Below are 21,189 nucleotides of genomic sequence, written 5' to 3'. Positions count from 1 at the left end.
CCAATCACGCAGAATTGGTCTACTCGTACGCAGTCGGGAGCTGGTGGGATGGCACGCGCGGAACCCGTGGACAGCGCCGCGCTGGCCCGCCTGATCGGCGGGTGGCGGGCGGAGGACGTGCCGCTGCCGCACGCGCTCGCCGGCGCGCTCGACGAGCTGATCGCCGGGAACGTGCTGGTCGAGGGGGCCGCGCTGCCGCCGCAGCGCGCGCTGGCCGCCGCGCTCGGGGTGTCCCGCGCGACCGTCGCCGAGGCGTACGCGGAGCTGGCCGCGCGGGGGCGGCTGACGTCCCGGCAGGGGTCCGGGTCGCGCGTGCGGCGCGCCCGGGGCGCGAGTGCGAGTGCGAGCGCGGGAGCCGATCATGTCGTCGAGGGACGGCTGGCGTCCTTCGGCCGCGCCCGCCGGCTCGTCGAGCTGGACCTGTCCAGCGGCGCCCTGCCCGCCCTGTCGCTGGTGCGGGACGCCGTGTCCGCGGTCGACCTGCGCGAGCTCGACGTCTACCTCGCCGACGACGGCTACTACGCGGCGGGGCTGCCCCGTCTCCGCGCGGTCGTGGCCGAGCAGTACGGCGCGCGGGGACTGCCGACGGACCCGGATCAGATCCTCGTCACGTCCGGCTCCCAGCAGGCCGTCTGGTTGTGCGCGTCGTCCCTGGTCGCGCCGGGAGACGAGGTCCTGGTCGAGGAGCCGGGCTACCGCGGTGCGATCGAGGCGTTCCGTACGGCCGGGGCGCGGCTGACGGGGGTGCCCGTACGGGAGGACGGCCTCGACCTCGACCATCTCGACCGGGTCGCCCATCGGGCCGCCCTGCTCTACTGCCAGCCCGCGGCGCACAACCCCACGGGGATCAGCCTGCCGGCGGCCGGGAGGGAACGGCTCAGCGAGATCGTCGGCAGGCACGGCGTGCTGACGATCGAGGACCGGTCCTGCGCCGACCTCGTGCTCGACGACCGCGGGGTGCGGCCACCGCTGCCCGGCCCCGCGAACCCCGGCCTGGTGATCCGGATCGGCACGGCGTCCAAGCTGCTCTGGGGCGGGTTGCGGGTCGGGTGGATACGTGCGGAACGTCCGCTGATCACGCGGTTGACGCAGGCCAAGGCGGCGCTGGACCTGGCCGCTCCGGTGATCGACCAGATGGTGACCGCCGAACTCCTGGGGCAGGCGGACCGGGCCAGGCGGGAGCGTACGCGACGGCTGCGGGCCCATCTCGCCGACGCGGCGGCGGTCCTGGCCGAACTCCGCCCGGCGTGGCGGTGGACGCCGCCGCACGGCGGAACGGCGCTGTGGGTCGACACCGGAACCGACGCCGTCGCCCTGGCGGGACGCGCCCGCGAGAAGGGCGTGCTGGTCACCGCCGGCCCGGCCTTCTCCCCCGCGAACGCGCAGCGTTCCCGGCTCCGGCTGCCGTTCTGGCGGCCCGTGGACCAGTTCGCGCAGGCGGTCGAACTCCTCCGATGACGGCTGCCGCCGGGTCGATGCCGGCGGAGGTTCTCCACGCGCCGCGGGACGACGCTCGCCCGTCCCGGTGACCGGGAGTCCCGGCGTGCCGCGCCCGGCCTTTACCCAGAATTTCCGCCACGGACTGACTCCGGCTCGCGGTGCATCCCGGCCTGTGAAGGGGAGCTGATGGGCATGTCGACAGATCCGAGGCTCGCGGCGGCGGCGGTTCCGGCCGGGCTGACCGGCCCCGGCGGGGCGTTCGAGCTCGCCGAGGAGGAGGTCCTCGGCACGCGCATGACGGTCTTCAAGAACCGGCACCGCGACCTCGGCGAGGTGCTCGCCGCCTCGGCGGCGTACGGCGACCGCGACTACATCGTGACGGCGGACGAGCGGCTGAGCTTCGCCGAGCACGCGCGCCGGGCGGCCGCGCTCGCCGCCGCGCTGCGCGAGGAGCACGGCGTGCGCCCCGGCGACCGGATCGCGATCAACGCGGCCAACTGCCCGGGCTGGATCGTCGCGTTCTGGGCGGCCGTGGCCGCCGGGGCCATCGCGGTCGCGTACAACGCGTGGTGGTCACGCGGGGAGGTCGAGTACGCCCTCGGCCACACCGGGCCGAAGGTGCTGATCGCCGATGCCAGGCGGGCCGCGCTCGCCCCGGCGGGGACGACGGTCCTGACCCTGGAGGAGGACCTCCCCCGGCTGGCCGAGCGGTACGCGGGCGCTCCGCTGTCCCCGCACGCCGCCGCCGAGGACGACCCGGCGGTCATCATCTACACGAGCGGCACCTCGGGCCGTCCCAAGGGCGCGGTCCACACGCACCGCAACCTCACGTCGGTCGTGGAGTACCACCGGATGAACGACGCGCTCGGCCGGGCGTTCGGCGACCCCACGGATCCGGCGGACCGGCGCTACCTGCTGGTGCTGCCGTTGTTCCACATCGCGAGCCTGCACAACCTCGCGGTGCCCCGCCTCGCGACCGGCAGCGCCGTCGTGATGCACCTGGGTTCGTTCGACGTCGACCGGGTGCTGCGGCTCATCGAGCGGGAGCGGGTCACCAACTGGGGCGCGGTGCCGACGATGGCCAACCGGCTGATCGAGCACGGCGACCTGTCGGGCTACGACCTGTCGTCGCTGACCGCCTTCGCGCTGGCCTCGGCGCCGTCGTCCCCCGCGTTCCAGGAGCGGCTGCGCCGGGCGTTGCCGGTCGCCCGGCGGTCCCTGGTGGACAGCTACGGCCTGACCGAGTCGTCCACCGCGATCACCGTCGCCACCCCGGCGGACCTGCGGGAGGCGCCCGGCACGCTGGGCCGTCCGATCGCGACCGTGCGGCTGGAGATCCGCGACCCCGAGGGCAAGGCGCTGCCGGAGGGCGAGGAGGGCGAGGTCTGCGCCCGCAGCCCGTTCAACATGCTCGGCTACTGGCGTGATCCGGAGGCGACCGCGCAGGCCATCCGGGAGGACCGCTGGCTGCACACCGGCGACCTCGGGGTGATCGAGGACGGGCGGCTGCGCCTGAGCACCCGCCGCTCCGACCTGATCATCCGGGGCGGGGAGAACGTCTACCCCGCCGAGATCGAGAACGCGCTGGCCGAGCACCCGGCGGTGGTGGAGTGCGTCGTGCTCGGCGCCCCGCACTCCGACCTCGGCCAGGAGGTCGTGGCCGTGGTCGTCACGACGGCCGGGCAGGACGTGGGCGAGGACGACCTGCGGGCGCATGTGCGGGACCGGCTCGCCTACTTCAAGGTGCCGTCGCGGTGGCGGATCACGACCGAGGCGCTGCCCCGCAACGCCACCGGCAAGGTGCTCCGCCAGGAGGTCGGGCGCGAGCTCGGCATCCCCGGCTCCTGAGCCGCGAGGCGGACGACCGGCCCGGCGGTGCGAGGGCGCGCCGCCGGGCCGGTCTGTCACCTCTGGTGTCTCACCGCATGACGAAGCGCTGTGCCGCGGTGCCGTTGCAGTCGTAGATCTGCAGGCGGGTGCCGTTGCCGGTCGCGCCGCCGGGCGAGTCGACGCACCGGCCCGACTGGGGGTTCCGGATCGACCCGTCGGACAGCCGCACCCAGTTCTGCGCGCCGGTGTTGTTGCAGTCGTAAAGCTGCAGCGGGGTGCCGTTGGCGGTGCCGCCGGACTGCACGTCGAGGCAGCGGCCGAGGGTGCGCAGCGTCTGCCCGCTCCAGGTCCAGAACTGGTCCTTCGCATAGGACTGGCAGTCCCACAACTGGACCGCCGTGCCGTTGCCGCCCGTGTCGTCGCCCGCCACGTCGACGCACTTGCCGCCGGGGCCGATGATGTTCGCGCCGCCCGGGCCGCCCGTACCCCCGCCGAAGCTCCCGATCGTCATCCCGGCCGACGACGGGTTGGGCTGGTCGATCGTCGGGGCGAACCCGCCGACGTCGTCGTAGGAGAAGCCGTAGGCCAGGCCGTTCAGCGAGTTGTCGTGGATCGTCTTGCTGAACAGGTTCGACGCGGACTGCCCGTAGAACCTCGTCGCGTCCGTCGTCGGCTGGGTGTCGTACATGACCCGGCCGGCCGTCGAGAGCGTCGCGCGGTTGAGCGCCGCGCACACCCGCGCGCCGACCGCGAGGATGGCCGCCTGGTCGGGCTGGTTCGGCGGTTGCATGCCGCCGGAGCACGCGAAGACGTCACTCGTGGCCGGTCTGGTGAGCGTGCCGATGACAGCGCCGGACGCGTTCCTGAACGTCCAGTTCGTGCCGCTGGTGGTGCCGGTGAAGGTGCCCAGCGACGTCTGCACGGTCAGCGGACGCGTCGCGTAGTAGGACCAGACCCCGTTCACGTAGGAGTCGAGGTACGTCGAGGGGAACAGGCCCTTGGCGATGGCGTGCACGGGCGCGAGCACGCGCAGCGGGAGGCCGTCGGAGGCCCTCGTCGTCGTCAGGGCCGACCACGGCGACCCCAGGCCGGCGAACGCGCCGAGTATGCCGGCGCGGTTGCCGGCGATGCCCTGCGTCTGGGTGCCGCCCGAGGCGCCGGTGACGCTGACCGTCACCGGGATGCTGAACATGTCGACCGTGGTCGAGTTGATGAAGATGCCCGTGCCGCCGTTGCTCGTCCGGGCGAACTCCGTCCAGTCGTAGAGGATGCCGGCGTTCGGGTCGCTGTCGACCCAGGGCGCGGGCTCGACCAGTCCGTTCGTGGTCAGGAAGAACCGCAGCTTCGCGCCCATGGACAGGTAGACGCGGCCGCCGGACAGGTTCGGCGGCAGTGTGATGGTCGTGCTGGCGCCGTCGCCCGGCCCGGGGATCGAGATGTCCGGCGCGGGGACGGGACCGTTGGGAATCGACGACGGGAAGGAGTACGCGCGCCACGTTCCCGAGGCGTCCACGTATCCCTGCTGGCCGGTGACCGAGTTGCGGGCGACGACGTAGACGTACGTCGCGTCGCCCCGGCCGGAGTTGTTGGTGATCGTGAATGGCAACCGCGTGACGGCGGCGTCCGCCGCCCGCTGCCCGGCGGCGAGGACCACCGCCTGGGTCAGCAGGACGACGGCGAGCAGAGCTCGCCGCCATCTCCGCAACGACATGTGCATCTCCCGGCTCCTCTGGGGGGTGCGAAGACAAGCCATGAGAGCGCTCTCAGGAAAGTAACTTTACTGTTAACTGACCGCTCGTCAATACCTGCTGACACCTCATCCACCGCGGCGAGGAGCCGAAGTCGCGCGAGAGAGCGTTTCCTCGCGCGACGCGGTCAGCGGGGCCGGTCGAGCTGCTTGTCGATGAACAGGCCCTCGGCGCTGACGCACAACCGCCCGCCCGCGCTGATCGACCCCGTGGCGTGGATCTTGCGCCCGTCCACCGAGGTCTGCCGCCCGGTCACGGTCAGCGGCTCGAACAGCGGGGTGACCCGGTGGTAGCGCAGCGTCAGCGTGCCCGTCATCCCCGAGGTCCCCGCCCAGGCGTTCGCGACTCCCAGCGTGTGGTCGAGCAGCAGCGCCGACACACCGCCGTGCACGCAGCCGGGAGGTCCCTGGTACGGCATGCCCAGCACGACCGTGCCCTCGATCGAGCCGTCCTCCTTGCCATACAGGCGCAGCGGCGGGGCGATCGCGTTCTCCGGCCCCGTCACCGGGTCGTGCCGGGTCACACCCTCCCCCCGCCACATGTCGACCATGCGCTCGCTCACCGTGGGGGCGTGCGCCTGCAGGTGGTCGGCCACGGCGTTCAGCTGCTCGGCGACCTGGGTCATCTCGACCGCCGACAAGTCGCCGGAGTGCAGCAGCGCGTCGATCACGCGGCGGGCCGCGGCGACCGCCGCGTCCACTCCCTCGTTGTTCGGGGTCGCCGTCAGCTCGGTGCGGTCGATCCGCGTCTCCGTCATGAAATCTCCGCTGTCGCGTGGGTGAGCACGGCGGCGTCGCCGCGCTCCGGGCAGGTGGACCGGAACACCAGCCGGTCGTCCTCACGCCACACGCTGGTCCGGATCGTCTCACCGGGGAACAGCACCCCGGCGAAGCGTACCGACAGCCCGGTCAGCCCGGTCACCTCGCCCCCGGAGGACGCCGCACCACGGCGGACGTGACGTGCCGCGTGGCGAAGGCGCGTACGGCGTCGCGCAGGTCGCCCCCTGCTCGTCGGTCAGTCCGATCGACACGTGGTTCAGATCCGTTCGATGACGGTGGCCGTGGCGTGCGCGCCGCCGGCGCACATGGTCACGAGGGCCGTCGAGCCTCCGGTGCGCTCCAGTTCGCACAGCGCCTGGGTGATCAGGCGGGAGCCGGTCGAGCCGACCGCGTGCCCGAGCGCGATCGCGCCGCCGTTCACGTTGACCTTGTCCATGTCGGCGTCGAGCACCCGCGCCCAGGAGAGCACGACCGAGGCGAACGCCTCGTTGATCTCGACGAGGTCGACGTCGGACAGCTTCATGCCCGCCTTGTCCAGCACATGCCGGGTCGCGTCGATCGGCCCGTCGAGGTGGTAGTAGGGGTCGGAGCCGACCATGCCGGAGGCGACGATGCGCGCCCGCGGGCGCAGCCCGAGCGCGCGCGCCCGGTCCGCGCTCATCAGCAGCACGCCGGCCGCGCCATCGCTGATCTGCGAGGAGTTGCCCGCGGTGTGGATGCCGCCCGGCATCACCGGCCGCAACCTCTCCAGCGCCTCCATGCTGGTGTCGCGCAGCCCCTGATCCCTGGTGACGACGGTGGTCTCCCCCGTCGGGCCCTCGGGTCCCATCACCGGCGCCTCGACCGCGATGACCTGGCCGTCGAACCTGCCCTCCGCCCACGCCTGCGCGGCGCGCCGCTGGGAGCGCAGGCCGAGCACGTCGGCGTCCTCGCGGGTGATGCCGCGCCGCTGCGCGATCCGCTCGGCCGCGGTGAACTGGTCGGGCATGTCGAGCGCCCAGGACGCCGGGAACGGGCTGCCTGCGTCCGGGGTGACCGCGGCGCCGAGGAAGACCCGGCTCATCGACTCGACCCCGCAGCCGATGCCGATGTCGATCGCACCGGCCGCGATCAGCCCGGCGACCAGGTGCACGGCCTGCTGGCCGGAGCCGCAGGCGCAGTCGATCGACGTGCAGGCCGTGGTGTACGGCAGGCCCGCGTGCAGCCAGGCCTGGCGGGTGACGTTGTTGGCCTGCTCCCCGGCCTGGGTGACGCAGCCGCCGACGACCTGGTCGACCGCGCCGGGGGCGAGGCCGTTGCGCTCGATCAGAGCCCGGTGGACCGCGCCGAGCAGCTCGGCCGGATGCAGCCCGGACAGGGCGCCGTAGCGCTTGCCCACCGGGGTGCGCACCGCGTCGACGATGACAGCCCCGTTGACGGCCCCGGTGACGGCCTCAGCCATCGTTCCTCCTCGTGTGGATGAACGCTCGAACGGCGATGCCACGTTCAGCGTCATGGGGAGAGGCTAGAAATCATTTCCGTTCGGGGCAACGGCCCAGTCCCGCTCAGTGGTGCCGCCGATCACTCGCCGCGCTGCGTGGAGCCATCCTTGTGGCACCGAGTGGACACCCGCGGCAGAGAGTCCGCCCATCGTGCGAAAACTGGAATACGTACCAGCCTTGGCCGTGATCACCGAACGGGCAGGAGTGCGCGGATGAGCTCGAACACGAGCCTGGAAGACAAGACCGCCGTCGTCACCGGCGCGGGGGCGGGCCTGGGCCGCAGCGAGGCCCTCGCCCTCGCCGGACGCGGTGCGAACGTCGTCGTCAACGACGTCGGCCCGGCGGCCGAGGACGTCGCCGCGGAGATCAGGGCGCTCGGCCGCGAGGCCGTCGCGGTGACCGGCGACATCGGCGACTGGTCCATGGGCGACCGCCTCGTCCGGACCGCTGTGGAGTCCTTCGGCGGCCTCGACGTCGTGGTGAACAACGCCGGCGTGCTGCGCGACAAGATGCTGTTCAACCTGACCGAGTCCGATTGGGACGAGGTCATCCGCGTCCACCTCAAGGGACACGCCGGGTTGTCGCGAGCCGCGGCCGTCCACTGGCGGGCCGCGAGCAAGGCCGCGGGCGGCCCGGTCTACGGCCGCGTGGTCAACACCTCCTCCGAGGCGTTCCTGTTCGGGCCGGCCGGCCAGCCGAACTACGCCGCCGCCAAGGCCGGCATCGTCGCGCTGACGCTCGCGACCGCCCAGGGCCTGTCCCGGTACGGCGTGCGGGCCAACGTCATCTGCCCCCGGGCGCGTACGGGCATGACGGCCGGCGTGTTCGGCGACGGCGGCGAGGTCGGCGGGCTGGACGTCCTCGCTCCCGAGCGGGTGGCCACGTTCGTCAGCTACCTCGCCTCCCCCGCCTCCGAGGAGATCAACGGCCAGGTGTTCGTGGTGTACGGCGACATGGTGGCGCTCATGGCGGCCCCGGCCGTGGAGCGCAAGTTCACCGCCGGCGACGGCGTGTTCTCCGTCGAGGAGCTGGACGCGCAGGTCACCCCGCACTTCAGCGGGCGCGACCCGTACCGGACCTACGCGGCCTACTCTGTCGCGCGGCTCGACACCACCGGCGTGCGGAACGTCGCGCGCGCGACGTGAGGAACGCGGGACCGCGCGATGCCGCCCGCTCAGACGGGAGCCGGCGTGCGGGGCCGAACCGGCCGTACGACCGTACGCGCTGAAGCGGCCACGACCGCGGCGAGAACGGGCAGGCCCGCGACCAGGGCGGCGATCGACGGCCACGGCGTCGCGAAGCCCACCCGGGGCGCCGGGTCCCACGCGGACGAGGTCGTGACCGGCCACGCCAGGAGCAGGCCGATGAGGCATCCGGCGGCCGCACCCACCGCCGCGCCGATGGCGGCGGCCGGTCCCGCACGGCATGCAGCGGACCACCGCGGCCGCGCGGCCGAGCCGCCGCCCCGGCCGGCCGCGACCAGCGCGCCAGCGAGCGCGACGACGAGCGCCACCACGACGGTGATCCACCAGTCGGACGGAGGCTGGTACCCCGTTCGACGTATGTCTGCGCCACGTCGCCGAGCCGCCGGTCCAGCCGCTGCCGCTCCATCTCCGAGGTGCCGTGGACGGAGGGGTCGACGATCAGTTCGTCGGGCTCGAGGTCCCGGCCGAGTTCCCGGAAGACCCGCGCCGGAAGGAAGACCTCCTCCACGGCAGGACCGGCGGGCCTGGCGACGATCGCGGGGATCTGCTTGACCACCGGTGCCGTGGCGCCCTGGCCGATGGGGTCGTACTCGATCGTCACGGAGCCGACCTCGACGTCGTCGGCCGTGACCACCACGGCCGTGTTCTCCTCGTAGGGCGTCGACGGGTCTCCCGTGAGGTAGCGGAGCAGCGCGGGGTCGCCGATGACGCCCGACGTGAAGACGCCGTGCCGCTCCGGCAGATCCACGCTGCCGGCGTGCAGGTGGTAGGGCCGGATCTCCCGCTGGCGGTAGCTCTGGACGACGGGAACGCCCGGCAGCTCGCGCCGGACGGCCGCGAGCACGGCCGGCGCGTCCGCCGCGGAGAAATACCGCACGAGGAGTGCGCCGGGCCGCGCCTGGGGTTCGTAGTCGGCCCTGCGGTGCTCCGCATGGGCGGCGGCCACGATGATCACCGTGACCGCGAGGGCCGTGGCGACCGTCGTCGTCACGATCGCGGGAGCGGTCCGGGCACGGTCACGCGCGAGATCGCGGACCGCGTGGCGAATCGGCAGCGGCCGGATGGGCCATCGCCCGGCGACCCCCAGCAGCACCGTCAGGAAGGGCCCCAGGCCGAGGAGGAGCAGGGCGCCGCCCGTGATGGCCGCCAGCAGGGTCATGGCCGACCCGAAGTCGTCGTAGTGCACGTCTTCGTGAGTGGACCAGGCGGCGAGGGCCATGATCGCGAAGCCGCTCACGAGGAGCGCCGATCCCCAGATCAGGGGACGCCGTCGTACGAGCGCACCGGGGACGGACGGGACCGAGCGCGCCGCGAGCACCGCCGAGCCGAGCCCGAATCCCGCGAAAAGGAACGTGAGGATCTCCAACGCCACGCCTGCAGGGTATGGGGCGAAGGCGACGACCGGGAGCCGCGCGTGCGGCCGTCGGTACGCGTCGGGCCCTCCAGCATGTCGAAGGGGCGCGTCCCGGTCAGCGGGGGACGGGACCCGAGGACGCGTTCGAGCGTGGCGCCAGCAGCAGCCGGCAGGCGATCCGGATGTCGCTTTCTGTGTCGGGGACCGAGGCCCGGCCGTTCAGGCTCGACTGGAGCACGCCGTACCAGCACTGCATCAGCAGCCGGATAAGCGTGACGTCCATGACGGTGGGCTCGGCGATGCCGAGCGTCCGCAGGACGATCTGCCGGAACGTCAGGTCGATCCGGCCCGCGTCGGCCACCGCGGCGGCGTTGGCGGAGATCGACGACTGCAGCATCGCGGTGGCGAGCGCGGGGCGGCGCAGCAGTTGCCTGCTGGCGAGCACGAGCACCTCGCCGACGGCGTCCTCCGGCGTCATCCCGGGCTTGGGCCGCTGGACGCTCTCGCTGAACCTGTCGACCTGCTCGGCCATCACCGCGGTGAACAGATGGGTCTTCGAGGGGAAGTACCGGTACAGCGTGGCGATCGCCACCCCGGCCTCCTTGGCCACCTCGTGCATCTGGACCCGCTCGAGTCCCTTCTCGGCGCCCATCCGGGCGGCGGCGCGCAGGATGCGCAGATGACGGGCGCGCTGCTCGGGTGAGCTCGGCTCGGCCGGCGCCCTGACCTCGGCGATCCTCGGCACGTCTCCCCCTGGTCGTTCGTGTGTCGCAACGACGATACACAGCGGAGCTCGCCCGCCCGCCACTGGTCCATACCGCTCAGTGGGACGAACGGGCCGCTCACGTGTCCGCTGCGCTTGCCCGTACCCACCACCATCGGCGACGACAGGAGGAGCGGCATGGCGGGCGCGCCCACACGGGCCTGGGACGACGAGTACGACGTGGTGGTGGCCGGGTCCGGCGCGGGCGCCATGACCGGCGCGCTGACGGCGGCGGCGGGCGGGCTGCGCACCGATCCCGACGGACGGGTGCTCCGGGGGGACGGACGGCCGATCCCCGGCCTGTACGCCGCGGGCAACACCAGCGCCTCGTTCTCCGGGCGCCGCTACCCCGGCCCCGGTGTCCCGATCGGTTCGGCCATGGTCTTCGCCCTACCGGGCCGCCAGGGACATGGCACGGTGACATGGCACGGTGACATGGCACGCGCGTCCGGGCCCTTCCCCCGCCGTCAGATCAGGTTGTCCTCGACGGCCAGGCCGAACTCGCCCTTGCCGTACATCGCGAGGGCCCGCTCTACGTCGTTGGCCACGTGGACGCTGCCCGCGTGGGCGTCGCGCCAGGCCCGCTCGATCGGGTTGCCCCGGCTGAGGGAGTTGCCCCCGGCGGTCTTGAACAGGATGTCGATCGCCTCCAGCGCCCGTTCGGTGGCGCGCACCTGGTCCCGCCGCACCCGCAGCCGCAGCTCGGCCGGGATCGTCTCGCCCCGCACCGCGTGCTCGTACACCTCCCGCACGTTGCGGTCGGTCTGCAGGATCGCCGCGTCGATCTCCGACGCCGCCCGGGCGACCGCCACCTGCGCGAACTGGTCCTCGGCGAACCGGCCGCCGCCCAGGCTGAGCCGTACGCGGTCGCGCATGGCGGTCACGTACGACCGGTAGCAGCCGGCCGCCATCCCGATGACCGGGGCGGTGATCGTGGTGGTGAACACGGTGCCGAACGGGATGCGGTAGAGCGGGCCGGGGTTCACCTTCTGGCCGGGGCCGCGCAGCTGCGCCATCTCGTAGTTGCGCATCACGCGGTGCGCGGGCACGAAGGCGTCCTCGACGAGGATGTCGTTGCTGCCCGTGCCGCGCAGCCCGATGACGTCCCACACGTCCGCGATCAGGTAGTCGGAGCGGGGCACCAGCACGGTCATGAAGTCCACCGGCCTGCCCTGGTCGCCGAGGACCAGGCCGCCCACCATCGCCCATGACGCGTGCTCGCAGCCGGAGGAGAACCGCCACCGGCCGGACAGCCGGTAGCCGCCCTCGACGGGGACGAGCCGCCCGACCGGCGCGTACGACGAGGAGATCAGCGCGTCCTGGTCGCTCCCCCACACCTCGTCCTGGGCGGCCTCGTCGAACAGGGCCAGCTGCCAGGGGTGCACGCCGAGGACGGAGACGGTCCAGCCGGTGGACCCGCACACCGCCGAGATCTCCCTGACCACCTCGTAGAAGCTCACCGGGTCGCCCTCCGCGCCGCCGTACCTCTTGGGCTGCAGCATGCGGAAGACCCCGGCCTGGACGAGCTCCCTGATCGACTCGGCGGGGACCCGGCGGTCCTCGTCGGTGGACCGGGCCCGTTCGGCGATCTTCGGCAGCAGCGTGCGCACCGCGTCCAGGACCTCGTTGCTCATGGGGGAGTTCTCCGTGTCGCGCTCGTCGGTCAGATGCCGTCCATGATGGTGCGCGGCGCCGATGAACGCATGTCAGGGCCATCCCGGCCAATGGGACTCACCCCTCGGCCGACCCACGCACCTCCTACCTTGGCGGACTGAGAGGCCGTGCGTCCTGAAGGGGGTCGGATCAAGGTGACTGCAGTAGAAGCCGGGAACGACGACATCCGCAGGATCGAGGCGGAGGCGGTGCCCGCCCGGTTCGCCCGGGGCTGGCACTGCCTGGGCCTGTCGGAGAAGTTCAAGGACGGCAAGCCGCACACGGTCAAGGCCTTCGGCCAGAAGCTCGTGGTCTTCGGGAGCGGCGACGGCGGACTCAACGTGCTCGACGCCTACTGCCGGCACATGGGCGGGGACCTGTCGCAGGGCGAGATCAAGGGGGACGAGATCGCCTGCCCCTTCCACGACTGGCGCTGGGGCGGCGACGGCCGCTGCAAGAAGATCCCCTACGCGCGCCGCGTCCCGCTGCGCGCGCGCACCGCCGCCTGGACCACCATGGACCAGGACGGCCTGCTGTTCGTGTGGAACGACCCGGAAAGCAACCCGCCGCCGCCGGAGGTCACGATCCCCCGGATCGAGGGCGCGACGCGGGACGACTGGACCGACTGGGTCTGGACCGAGACCGTCGTGAACACCAACTGCCGCGAGGTCGTGGACAACGTCGTCGACATGGCGCACTTCTTCTACGTCCACTACTCGTTCCCGACGTACTTCAAGAACATCTTCGAGGGCCACGTCGCCACGCAGATCATGAAGGGCACCGGCCGCCAGGACACCCGCCCGCCCGCGAAGGACGGCGAGCCGAGGCTGCTCGGCAACGACTCGGTGGCGTCGTATCACGGGCCGTCGTTCATGATCGACGATCTGACGTACCACTACGACACCATGGACATCGACTCGGTCCTGATCAACGCGCACTACCCGATCGACGCGCACTCGTTCGTGCTGCACTCGGGGATCATCGTGCAGCGCACCGACAAGCTCTCCGGTCCCGCGGCCGACGAGATGGCCAGGAAGATGAGCTCCTTCATCCTCAAGGGCTTCGACCAGGACGTGCGGATCTGGAAGAACAAGGCCCGCATCGACAACCCGCTGCTGTGCGAGGAGGACGGGCCGGTCTACCAGCTGCGCCGCTGGTACGAGCAGTTCTACGTGGACGTCGCCGACGTCAGGCCGGAGATGGTGGAGCGCTTCGAGTTCGAGCTCGACACCGCCCGCCCGGTCGCGGCGTGGAAGAAGGAGGTCGAGGAGAACCTCGCCCGCAAGGCCGCGGAGCTCTCGGCGAGCACGGGCCGGCCCGCATGACGTTCCGCCCGGACGACCGGCTGCTCGACGCGCCCATGCAGCCGCTGACCTGCCGCCGGTGCGGCGCCGGGGTCGAGGTGCGCAAGGCGAGCTGGCACCAGACCAGCGTCCAGTGGAACGCGGGCGCGGCCGGGACCTGCCAGGAGCGCCGCACCGCCGGCGCGGGAGTCTTCCCCGGCTGCGCGGCGCTGCGGGACTCCATCGTCCAGGCCGCGCTCAACGGCGAGATCGCCGTACCGGAGGAATCGTGATCGACAGGGACGTCTACGACCCTGGGCCGTCGTCGCGGGCGGGGCGCACGGTCCCCGGGTGGCCGAGGACCGTCCACGCGGGGGTCAGGCCGCCTCGTCGAGGCGGCGGCGCAGCTCACCGGGCAGGTCCAGTGCCACCCCGGCCAGCGCCTCCTCCAGCTGCCCGGCCGTGCTGACGCCCACGATCGGCGTGACGCGCGGGACGCCCCCGGTCAGCCACGCCAGCACCACCTGGTTGCGGCCGACGCCCAGCTCCGTCGCCACCTCGTCGAGGACGGCCAGCCGCCGCGCCGTGCCCGGGTGGTCGTAGGGCTCCGGCAGCGGCCGGTCCTTCCGCACGTATCCGCCGTTCAGCAGCGCCGTGTAGGCCCACAGGTCCACCGTGGGATCGGACGCCACGTAGTCGAGCACCTCGTCGGTCACCCAGCCGAAGCGGTGACCCTGGTCGGCCACCCGCGCGTCCGGCCGCGGCTTGACGTACGAGTGGCGCAGCTGGAGCGCCGTCCAGTCGGCCCATCCGTTCGCCTCGGCGATCCGCCGGGCGCGCTCCACGCGCCACAGGGCGTGGTTGGAGGCCCCGAGGCGGGTGACCTTACCCGTTTCGACCAGCAGGGAAAGCGCCTGGGCCGTCTCCTCCAGCGGCACCGACCTGTCCTCCATGTGCAGCCAGTAGAGGTCGAGGCGGTCGGTGCCCAGCCGGCGCAGGCTGCCCTCGGCCGCCGCCTTGGTCGCGGCCGCCGACAGGCCCTCCCGGTTGGCCGGCCATTCGCCGTCGCCGGCCGGCTCCGCCCCCACCTTGGTGCTGAGGAGAACCCGGTCGCGCATTCCGGGCCGCCGTGCCAGCCACTCGCCGACGACCCGCTCGCTGTGCCCGCCGTGGCCGCTTGGATCGGCCCAGAACGCGTAGCAGTTGGCGGTGTCGATCACCGTGCCGCCCGCCGCCACGAACCGGTCCAGCAGATCGAACGAGGCCCGCTCGTCGACGCGGGTCCCGAAGTGCATGGTGCCCAGCGCGAGACGCACCTGTGTCATGCCGTCCTCCATCGCAGATGTGTTCGGGGAACGGCTCCCGAGTGTGGTACCTGGAGCGGACTCAAGGTCAACCCGTGCGGATCGTCAGATTCCCAGCCGGGCGGCGACGCCGTCGAGCACGGACTCCAGGCCCAGCTCGAACTGCCAGTCGTCGTCGTCCTTCCTGACCCCCTCGCGGATGTAGCGCTCGAACGCGGGATAGCGGCCCGACTCCAGCAGCCACTTCATCCGGGACGAGTAGAGGGTGCGCAGGTCGTCCATCTTCTCCGCGCCCTCCTTGCGCATCAGCCGGGCCATCCTGATCCGGGCGGTGGTCGCCCCGGCGACGAACGCCGTGACCGTGCCGACGACGGTCATCGCCGTGTCGGCGTCGAGGCCGAGGCCGTCGAGCGACGCGAGCAGCCGGTCGGTCCGCGCGACGAAGCTGGGCGTCAGCGGCCCGGCCTGGGCCGTGGTCTCCACCAGCCAGGGGTGACGCAGCATGAGGGCGCGCAGCCGCAGGGCGGACACCCGCAGGACCTCCCGCCAGTCGCGGCCCTCCGCGGCCCGCGCCTCCTCGGCGTAGACCGCGTCCACCATCAGCTCGATCACGTCGTCCTTGCCGCGCACGTATCGGTAGAGGCCCATCGTGGCGACACCGAGCCGCTCGGCCAGCCGGCGCATCGAGACCGCGTCGAGCCCCTCCGCGTCCGCGATCTCCACGGCCGCCGCGGCGATCTGCGCGTGGGTCAGCGCCGCGCGGGGCGGCCGGGCGGGGCGCTCCATCCGCTGCCAGATGGACTCGTGGACGCCGTGTCCAGTGTCGGGCCCCGTGTCGTCGTCCGCTCTCTTCCCGGCCATCGTCGTGCTCCTCCCGGTTCGGTGTGTACATCGTACTCGGACTTGTACACCGTACGCAGCAGCGCGTACGGTGTACTCGTTGCGTACGACGTACACACCTCATGGAGGAAAACCATGTCCGAAGACGACCGGCTCAACGTGGCCATGATCATCGGGAGCGTCCGGGACGGGAGGGTGGCGCCCCTCGTCGCCAACTGGTCAGCCGCTCAGGCGGAGCGGCGCGGCGACGTCGCGCTCGACGTGATCGACCTGGCCGAGACCCGGCTCCCGGACGGGCTGCGCGGGCACTTCGGCGGCGAGAAGCCGGAGGAGGTCACGGGGCTCCAGCCCCGGGTGGAGGCCGCGGACGCCTTCGTCGTCGTGACCCCGGAGTACAACCGCAGCTTCCCCGCGGCGCTCAAGCTGATGATCGACAGCTACCACCGGGAGTGGGCGGCCAAGCCCGTCGGGTTCGTCTGCTACGGCGGCATGTCCAGCGGCCTGCGGGCCGTCGAGCAGCTCAGGCTCGTCTTCGCCGAGCTGCACGCGGTGACGATCCGCGACTCCGTCGCCTTCCAGAGCCCCTGGACGCTGTTCGATTCGGAGGGGAACTGGCCGAAGGACCCCGCGGGCCCCGAAGGCGCCGCCAAGGTCATGCTCGACGAGCTCGTCTGGTTCGGCCGGGCCCTGCGCGAGGCGCGGGCGGCCCGGCCGTACGGGGGCTGAGATGGGCTCCCTGCTCCGCTCCGCCCTGCGGCCCCGCCGAGGCGCGGTCGCACTGATCGGCGTGCTCCAGATCGCGCAGGCGCTCGCCGCCCTCCTGCTGCCCACGATCAACGCCACGCTCATCGACGACGGCGTGCTGCGCGGCGACACCGGGCTGATCGTGCGTCTGGGCGGCCTCATGGCGGCCGGGACGCTGGCACAGGTCCTGTGCTCGGCCGTGGTGGGAGTCCTCGCCGCCAGGACCGCCGCCGCCGTCGGCCAGGACCTCCGCACGGCCGTCTACGCGAAGGTCCAGTCGTTCTCCTCCCGGGAGGTGGCCCGCTTCGGCGTCCCGTCCCTGATCACCCGCACCGTCGGCGACGTGCAGCAGGTGCAGACGCTGGTCTTCATGGCACTGACCGGGCTGGCCGCGACGCCGATGATCTTCCTCGGCGGGGTGGTCATGGCGCTGCGGCAGGACCTGCGCCTGTCCACGCTGCTGCTGGTCGCGCTGCCCGCGCTGTCGGTCGTCCTGTGGGCGATCCTGCGCCGGCTCACCCCGCCGGCACAGGCGACGCAGCGCGGCGTCGACCAGGTCAACCGGCTCGTCCGCGAGCAGATCGCCGGCGTCCGGGTCGTCCGGGCGTTCGCCGCCGAGGAGCGCGAACGCGCCAGGTTCGCCGAGGCCAACGACGCGCTGCTGGACGCGTCCGTACGCGCGGCGCGCCTGGCGGCCGTGATGTACCCCGCCGGAATGCTGATCGCCAACCTCTGCGGCGTGGCGGTCGTCTGGTACGGCGGGCACCTCGTCGACGACGGGATCACCCAGGTGGGCTCGCTGGTCGCGTTCCTCAACTACCTGGCCGTGATCCTGGGCTCCGCCCTGCTCGCGACCTTCACCGTCCTGGCCGCGCCGCGGGCCCGGGTCTCCGCCCTCCGGGTGCGCGAGGTGCTGGAAACCGGGACGGAACCGCTCGGCGACGATCCGACCCGGCGAGGCCGGTCCTGGCAGGGCGAGGTGGAGATCCGCGACGCGCACGTGCGCTATCCGGGCGCCGAGGAGCCGGTGCTGCGCGGTGTGAACCTCGTCGTCCGGCCCGGCGAGACCGTCGCGATCGTCGGCTCCACCGGCTCGGGCAAGACGACCCTGCTGAACCTCGTCGCCCGGCTGCTCGGCCCGACCGGCGGGCAGGTGCTCCTGGACGGGACGGACCTCGCGTCGCTGCCACCGGAGGAACCGGCCGGCGTCGTCGGCCTGGTGCCGCAGCGGCCGTACCTGTTCTCCGGGACCATCGCCGCCAATCTCAGGTACGGCAGGCCCGAGGCGACGGACGCGGAGCTGTGGCACGCGCTGGAGGTCGCGCAGGCGCGTGACTTCGTCGAGGCGCTGCCGGAGGGTCTGGAGACGCCGCTCGGGCAGGGGGGAACGTCGTTGTCCGGCGGCCAGCGCCAGCGTCTGACGGTGGCGCGGGCCCTGGCCGCCCGGCCCCGGGTCCTGCTGCTCGACGACCCGTTCTCGGCGCTCGACCCGGTCACCGAGCGGGCGCTCACCGGCGCGCTGGCGCGGGAGACCCGCGACGTCGCCGTCCTCCTGGTCGCCCAGCGGATCTCCTCGGCCCGGCACGCCGACCGGGTGGTGGTGCTCGACGAGGGCCGGGTCGCCGGGGCCGGCACCCACGAGGAGTTGCTGGTCTCCTGCCCCGCCTACCGCGACATCGTGTCCTCCCAGACAGGCCTGGAGGTGGCCGCATGACAGCCCGGAAACGAGGCGTCGTCCGGCGCCTGCTGGAAGACGCCCGCCCGGAACTCCCGCTCGCCGTGGCCGCCCTGGTCTGCGCGGCCGGGGCCGTGGCCCTGACCGTGACGGTCCCCCGGCTGCTCGGCGCGGCCACCGACGTGGTGCTGTCCACCGCGACCGGGCGCCACGGGGTGGACTTCGCCGCGACCGGCCGGATCCTGCTGGCCGCCCTCGCCTGCTACCTGGCGGCGTTCGGCCTCTCCTTCGTCCAGCAGCGGGCGACCGCGACCGTCGTGCAGCGGCTGGTCTTCCGGCTGCGGGAGCGGACCCAGGCCAAGCTCGCACGGCTGCCGCTGGCCTACTTCGACGGGCGGCAGCGGGGCGAGGTGCTCTCGCGCGCCGGCAACGACGTCGACAACGTCGGCCAGACGCTGCAGCAGGTGCTCGGCGTGGCGGTCACCGCGCTGCTCACGCTCGTCGGCGTGCTCGCGATGATGGTGTGGACCTCGCCACTGCTCGCCCTGGTCTCGGTCGTCATGGTGCCGCTCTCCGTCGTGGCCGCCAGGGTGGTCGGCAGGCGGGCGCAGCCGAGGTTCGCCGAGCAGTTCGCGGCCACGGGCCGGCTGAACGCCCACGTCGAGGAGACCTACACCGGGCACGCCCTGGTCAGGGTCTTCGGCCGGCGGCGCCAGGCCGCAGGCGAGTTCGGCGAGCGCAACGACGCGGTGTTCCGCGCGGGGTTCCGCGCGCAGCTGCTGTCCAGCCTGATCGGCCCGTCGATGTCGCTCGTCATGAACCTCAACTACGTGCTCGTCGCGGTGATCGGCGGCCTGCGGGTGGCGGCCGGCGCGCTGTCGGTCGGCGACGTGCAGGCGTTCATCCAGTACTGCCTGCAGTTCGGGCAGCCGATCAACCAGGTCACGTCGATGTCCACGCTCCTGCAGTCGGTGCTCGCCTCGGCCGGGCGGATCTTCGAACTGCTCGACGAGGACGAGGAGGAACCGGTGCGCGACCCCGTCCGCCTGCCGGCCGCGACCACCGGCCGGGTGGTCTTCGAGAACGTCTCGTTCCGGTACGCGCCCGACCGTCCCCTCATCGAAGACCTGTCCCTGGTCGCGGAGCCGGGGCAGACCGTCGCGATCGTCGGCCCGACCGGCGCAGGCAAGACCACGCTGATCAACCTGCTCATGCGCTTCTACGACGTCACGGGCGGGCGGATCACGGTGGACGGGGTGGACATCGCGCGGGTGCCCCGGCAGCAGCTGCGCGCCAGGATCGGCATGGTGCTGCAGGACACCTGGCTGCGGCACGGCACGATCGCCGACAACATCGCGTACGGCGCCGGCGACGTGCCGCGCGAGCGGATCGTCGAGGTGGCCAGGGCCACCGGCGTCGACCACCTCGTGCGCACGCTGCCCGACGGGTACGACACGGTGGTCGACGACGACGGCGAAGGGCTCAGCGCGGGCGAGCGGCAGCTCGTCACCATCGCCCGCGCCTTCCTGGCCGGTCCCCCGATCCTGGTGCTCGACGAGGCCACCAGCGCGCTCGACACCCGCACCGAGATGCTGGTGCAGCGGGCCATGACCTCACTGCGGGCCGGGCGCACGGGATTCGTCATCGCCCACCGGCTGTCGACCATCAGGAACGCCGACCTGATCCTCGTACTGGACGAGGGGCGGATCGTGGAGCAGGGCACGCACGACGAGCTGCTGGCGGCGGGCGGCGCCTACGCCCGGCTGTACCGTGCTCAACTTTCCGGGGCTCAACTCTCCGGGGCTCAACTCTCCGGGGCTCAACTCTCCGGGGCTCAGGCCGGTTCGGTGGTCCCCTCCTGACCGTCCCGGCCCTCCTGGGGGATCAGGCGCTCCACCGCGTGCTCGACGAGGTCGTGCAGCCGCGCCTCGGTGAACACGTCGGGCAACGTGAGCCGTTCCACGATGAGCCAGTTCATGGCCAGGTAGAGCAGTTCCACGGCCGTGGCGTCCCCGGGCAGGCCGGAGGTGAGGTGATAGCGGACGTTGGCGGCGACGTCCTCCCTGATCCGCTCGGTGAGCACGGCCCGCAGGCCCGGCCTGCGGGTCGCCTCCAGGCGCAGCTCCAGCAGGGCGAGGTAGCCCGTGCGGTAAGTGCTGATCCGGCCGACCAGCTCGTGCATCAGCGCGGCGACCCTGGCCCGGTCCCGCGGCCCTTCCAGGCTCCTCGCCACGGTCTCGGCGTCCGGCTCCAGGCGTTCGTACACGCGGGCACCGGCCTGGGTGAGCATCTCGTCCCGGTTGGCGAAGTAATTGGAAGCCGTGCCGCCCGGCACCCCCGCCTGCGCGTCCACCGCCCGGAAGGTCAGTCCCCGGGCTCCCTCCCGGGCCAGGACCTCGATGGCCGCGTCGAGCAGCGCGGCCCGCCGGGCCTGGTTCTGTCGCAATTGACACCACTCCACTTGTAGTACTACGGTTCTAACCACTACGGGCAGAGTACTTCAACCGGAGTGAAAACAGTATGCGAAAGCTCGTTTACTACATCGGCGTCAGCATCGACGGCTACATCGCCGGCCCCGGCGGGGAGTTCGACTTCTACCCTCTGGGCGACGACCTCATGGACTACATCAACGAGGAGTATCCGGAGACCGTCCCCACCCACGTCCGCGCGCACTTCGGCCTGGACGCGCCGAACAAGCGCTTCGACACGGTGGTGATGGGCCGCGGCACCTACCAGCCGGCCCTGGACATCGGCGTCACCAGCCCGTACGCCCACCTGAGGCAGTACGTGGTGTCGGCCTCGACCCCCGAGATCGCCGACCCGCAGGTGGAGCTGGTGCCCGGCGACCCGATCGGCCTCGTGCGGCGGCTGAAGAAGGAGGAGGGCGGTGACATCTGGCTGTGCGGGGGCGGCGCGCTCGCGGGCTCGCTGCTCCCGGAGATCGACGAGCTGATCGTCAAGAGCTACCCGGTCGTGGCCGGCGCCGGGATCTCCGCGTTCACCGGGGCCTTCCGCCCCACGCTGTTCACCCCGGTCCGCAGCCGCTCCTTCGGCAACGGGGCCACCGTCACCTGGTACGACCGGGCGTGA

General features: G+C 72.5%; 19 protein-coding genes and 1 pseudogene. 10 read left to right on the top strand and 10 right to left on the bottom strand.

The window, feature by feature from the left end; translation table 11 throughout:
• Window positions 1–48: 48 nt before the first annotated feature.
• Together ACWEQG_RS23325 and ACWEQG_RS23320 are read left to right on the top strand one after the other, a co-directional pair.
• Window positions 49–1,458 (top strand): aminotransferase-like domain-containing protein, encoded by a 1,410-nt coding sequence (locus ACWEQG_RS23325; protein ID WP_452287666.1) that lies wholly within the window; start codon window positions 49–51, stop codon window positions 1,456–1,458.
• Between the two features lie 174 nt (window positions 1,459–1,632).
• Window positions 1,633–3,288, top strand: a complete 1,656-nt coding sequence (locus ACWEQG_RS23320; RefSeq protein WP_452287664.1) for a class I adenylate-forming enzyme family protein — start codon at window positions 1,633–1,635, stop codon at window positions 3,286–3,288.
• Between the two features lie 70 nt (window positions 3,289–3,358).
• Here the strand turns inward: ACWEQG_RS23320 and ACWEQG_RS23315 are convergent, their stop codons facing one another.
• The 4 genes from ACWEQG_RS23315 to ACWEQG_RS23300 form a co-directional block, all read right to left on the bottom strand.
• Complete coding sequence (locus ACWEQG_RS23315; protein ID WP_452287662.1) at window positions 3,359–4,981, bottom strand: beta-1,3-glucanase family protein; 1,623 nt, start codon at window positions 4,979–4,981, stop codon at window positions 3,359–3,361.
• A gap of 164 nt (window positions 4,982–5,145) precedes the next feature.
• On the bottom strand, window positions 5,146–5,775 hold the full coding sequence (locus ACWEQG_RS23310; RefSeq protein WP_452287661.1) for a PaaI family thioesterase: 630 nt from the start codon (window positions 5,773–5,775) through the stop codon (window positions 5,146–5,148).
• Entirely contained in the window at window positions 5,772–5,939 is a 168-nt protein-coding gene (locus tag ACWEQG_RS23305) for a hypothetical protein (protein WP_452287659.1), read from the bottom strand. The genes ACWEQG_RS23310 and ACWEQG_RS23305 overlap by 4 nt, the downstream gene beginning before the upstream one ends.
• A gap of 114 nt (window positions 5,940–6,053) precedes the next feature.
• A complete protein-coding gene (locus ACWEQG_RS23300; protein ID WP_452287657.1) occupies window positions 6,054–7,238 on the bottom strand; it encodes a steroid 3-ketoacyl-CoA thiolase in 1,185 nt (394 codons plus the stop codon).
• Between the two features lie 252 nt (window positions 7,239–7,490).
• Between ACWEQG_RS23300 and ACWEQG_RS23295 the strand changes: the two genes are divergently transcribed.
• Entirely contained in the window at window positions 7,491–8,423 is a 933-nt protein-coding gene (locus tag ACWEQG_RS23295; protein ID WP_452287655.1) for a 3-oxoacyl-ACP reductase, read from the top strand.
• Here the strand turns inward: ACWEQG_RS23295 and ACWEQG_RS23290 are convergent.
• The gene (locus ACWEQG_RS23290; protein WP_452287653.1) at window positions 8,332–9,855 is read right to left on the bottom strand and encodes a hypothetical protein; all 1,524 of its coding nucleotides are present in this window, start codon (window positions 9,853–9,855) and stop codon (window positions 8,332–8,334) included. The two genes, ACWEQG_RS23295 and ACWEQG_RS23290, sit on opposite strands and share 92 nt — an antisense overlap.
• Before the next feature lie 97 nt (window positions 9,856–9,952).
• Window positions 9,953–10,582, bottom strand: a complete 630-nt coding sequence (locus ACWEQG_RS23285; protein ID WP_452287651.1) for a TetR family transcriptional regulator — start codon at window positions 10,580–10,582, stop codon at window positions 9,953–9,955.
• A 156-nt stretch (window positions 10,583–10,738) separates the two neighbouring features.
• Between ACWEQG_RS23285 and ACWEQG_RS23280 the strand changes: the two are divergent.
• Window positions 10,739–10,903: pseudogene (locus ACWEQG_RS23280) on the top strand (hypothetical protein); the annotation flags it as partial.
• 164 nt (window positions 10,904–11,067) lie between these two features.
• Here the strand turns inward: ACWEQG_RS23280 and hsaA are convergent.
• On the bottom strand, window positions 11,068–12,234 hold the full coding sequence (gene hsaA, locus ACWEQG_RS23275) for a 3-hydroxy-9,10-secoandrosta-1,3,5(10)-triene-9,17-dione monooxygenase oxygenase subunit (RefSeq protein WP_452287649.1): 1,167 nt from the start codon (window positions 12,232–12,234) through the stop codon (window positions 11,068–11,070).
• Between the two features lie 174 nt (window positions 12,235–12,408).
• Here hsaA and ACWEQG_RS23270 point away from each other — a divergent pair, with 174 nt between their 5' ends.
• Window positions 12,409–13,578, top strand: coding sequence for a Rieske 2Fe-2S domain-containing protein (locus ACWEQG_RS23270; protein ID WP_452287647.1), 1,170 nt, complete (start codon window positions 12,409–12,411; stop codon window positions 13,576–13,578).
• Window positions 13,575–13,829 carry a ferredoxin gene (locus ACWEQG_RS23265; protein WP_452287645.1) on the top strand — a complete coding sequence of 85 codons (255 nt, stop codon included), beginning with the start codon at window positions 13,575–13,577 and terminating at the stop codon, window positions 13,827–13,829. The genes ACWEQG_RS23270 and ACWEQG_RS23265 overlap by 4 nt, the downstream gene beginning before the upstream one ends.
• 84 nt (window positions 13,830–13,913) lie before the next feature.
• On the opposite strand, the gene ACWEQG_RS23260 is transcribed toward ACWEQG_RS23265, so the two are convergent.
• Together ACWEQG_RS23260 and ACWEQG_RS23255 are read right to left on the bottom strand one after the other, a co-directional pair.
• Window positions 13,914–14,861: an aldo/keto reductase gene (locus ACWEQG_RS23260; RefSeq protein ID WP_452287643.1), complete on the bottom strand. Its 948-nt coding sequence runs from the start codon at window positions 14,859–14,861 to the stop codon at window positions 13,914–13,916.
• Between the two features lie 84 nt (window positions 14,862–14,945).
• The gene (locus ACWEQG_RS23255) at window positions 14,946–15,701 is read right to left on the bottom strand and encodes a TetR/AcrR family transcriptional regulator (protein WP_452287641.1); all 756 of its coding nucleotides are present in this window, start codon (window positions 15,699–15,701) and stop codon (window positions 14,946–14,948) included.
• Window positions 15,702–15,815: 114 nt separating this feature from the next.
• Between ACWEQG_RS23255 and ACWEQG_RS23250 the strand changes: the two genes are divergently transcribed.
• Genes ACWEQG_RS23250 through ACWEQG_RS23240 form a run of 3 tightly spaced genes read left to right on the top strand, consistent with a single transcriptional unit; the run spans window position 15,816 to window position 19,961 of the window.
• Window positions 15,816–16,406, top strand: a complete 591-nt coding sequence (locus ACWEQG_RS23250) for an NADPH-dependent FMN reductase (protein WP_452287639.1) — start codon at window positions 15,816–15,818, stop codon at window positions 16,404–16,406.
• A gap of 1 nt (window position 16,407) precedes the next feature.
• Window positions 16,408–18,138 carry an ABC transporter ATP-binding protein gene (locus tag ACWEQG_RS23245; RefSeq protein WP_452287637.1) on the top strand — a complete coding sequence of 577 codons (1,731 nt, stop codon included), beginning with the start codon at window positions 16,408–16,410 and terminating at the stop codon, window positions 18,136–18,138.
• Window positions 18,135–19,961 (top strand): ABC transporter transmembrane domain-containing protein, encoded by a 1,827-nt coding sequence (locus ACWEQG_RS23240; RefSeq protein WP_452287635.1) that lies wholly within the window; start codon window positions 18,135–18,137, stop codon window positions 19,959–19,961. Before ACWEQG_RS23245 ends, ACWEQG_RS23240 begins: the two co-directional genes overlap by 4 nt.
• Here ACWEQG_RS23240 and ACWEQG_RS23235 read toward each other — a convergent pair.
• The gene (locus ACWEQG_RS23235) at window positions 19,934–20,545 is read right to left on the bottom strand and encodes a TetR/AcrR family transcriptional regulator (RefSeq protein WP_452287633.1); all 612 of its coding nucleotides are present in this window, start codon (window positions 20,543–20,545) and stop codon (window positions 19,934–19,936) included. The two genes, ACWEQG_RS23240 and ACWEQG_RS23235, sit on opposite strands and share 28 nt — an antisense overlap.
• A 74-nt stretch (window positions 20,546–20,619) precedes the next feature.
• Between ACWEQG_RS23235 and ACWEQG_RS23230 the strand changes: the two genes are divergently transcribed.
• Window positions 20,620–21,189 carry a dihydrofolate reductase family protein gene (locus ACWEQG_RS23230; RefSeq protein ID WP_452287631.1) on the top strand — a complete coding sequence of 190 codons (570 nt, stop codon included), beginning with the start codon at window positions 20,620–20,622 and terminating at the stop codon, window positions 21,187–21,189.

The sequence above is a fragment of the Microbispora sp. NPDC004025 genome (genome assembly GCF_053604425.1).
The sequence above is the reverse complement of the archived record's forward strand: the minus strand, read 5'-3'. Positions and strand labels throughout refer to the sequence as shown.

Coding starts and splice junctions, on each gene's coding strand:
- ACWEQG_RS23230 (WP_452287631.1), top strand. CDS start 20,620: ATGCGAAAGCTCGTTTACTACATCGGCGTCAGCATCGACGGCTACATC.
- ACWEQG_RS23250 (WP_452287639.1), top strand. CDS start 15,816: ATGTCCGAAGACGACCGGCTCAACGTGGCCATGATCATCGGGAGCGTC.
- ACWEQG_RS23320 (WP_452287664.1), top strand. CDS start 1,633: ATGTCGACAGATCCGAGGCTCGCGGCGGCGGCGGTTCCGGCCGGGCTG.
- ACWEQG_RS23310 (WP_452287661.1), bottom strand. CDS start 5,775: ATGACGGAGACGCGGATCGACCGCACCGAGCTGACGGCGACCCCGAAC.
- ACWEQG_RS23325 (WP_452287666.1), top strand. CDS start 49: ATGGCACGCGCGGAACCCGTGGACAGCGCCGCGCTGGCCCGCCTGATC.
- ACWEQG_RS23245 (WP_452287637.1), top strand. CDS start 16,408: ATGGGCTCCCTGCTCCGCTCCGCCCTGCGGCCCCGCCGAGGCGCGGTC.
- ACWEQG_RS23255 (WP_452287641.1), bottom strand. CDS start 15,701: ATGGCCGGGAAGAGAGCGGACGACGACACGGGGCCCGACACTGGACAC.
- ACWEQG_RS23260 (WP_452287643.1), bottom strand. CDS start 14,861: ATGACACAGGTGCGTCTCGCGCTGGGCACCATGCACTTCGGGACCCGC.
- ACWEQG_RS23315 (WP_452287662.1), bottom strand. CDS start 4,981: ATGTCGTTGCGGAGATGGCGGCGAGCTCTGCTCGCCGTCGTCCTGCTG.
- ACWEQG_RS23300 (WP_452287657.1), bottom strand. CDS start 7,238: ATGGCTGAGGCCGTCACCGGGGCCGTCAACGGGGCTGTCATCGTCGAC.
- hsaA (WP_452287649.1), bottom strand. CDS start 12,234: ATGAGCAACGAGGTCCTGGACGCGGTGCGCACGCTGCTGCCGAAGATC.
- ACWEQG_RS23240 (WP_452287635.1), top strand. CDS start 18,135: ATGACAGCCCGGAAACGAGGCGTCGTCCGGCGCCTGCTGGAAGACGCC.
- ACWEQG_RS23265 (WP_452287645.1), top strand. CDS start 13,575: ATGACGTTCCGCCCGGACGACCGGCTGCTCGACGCGCCCATGCAGCCG.
- ACWEQG_RS23295 (WP_452287655.1), top strand. CDS start 7,491: ATGAGCTCGAACACGAGCCTGGAAGACAAGACCGCCGTCGTCACCGGC.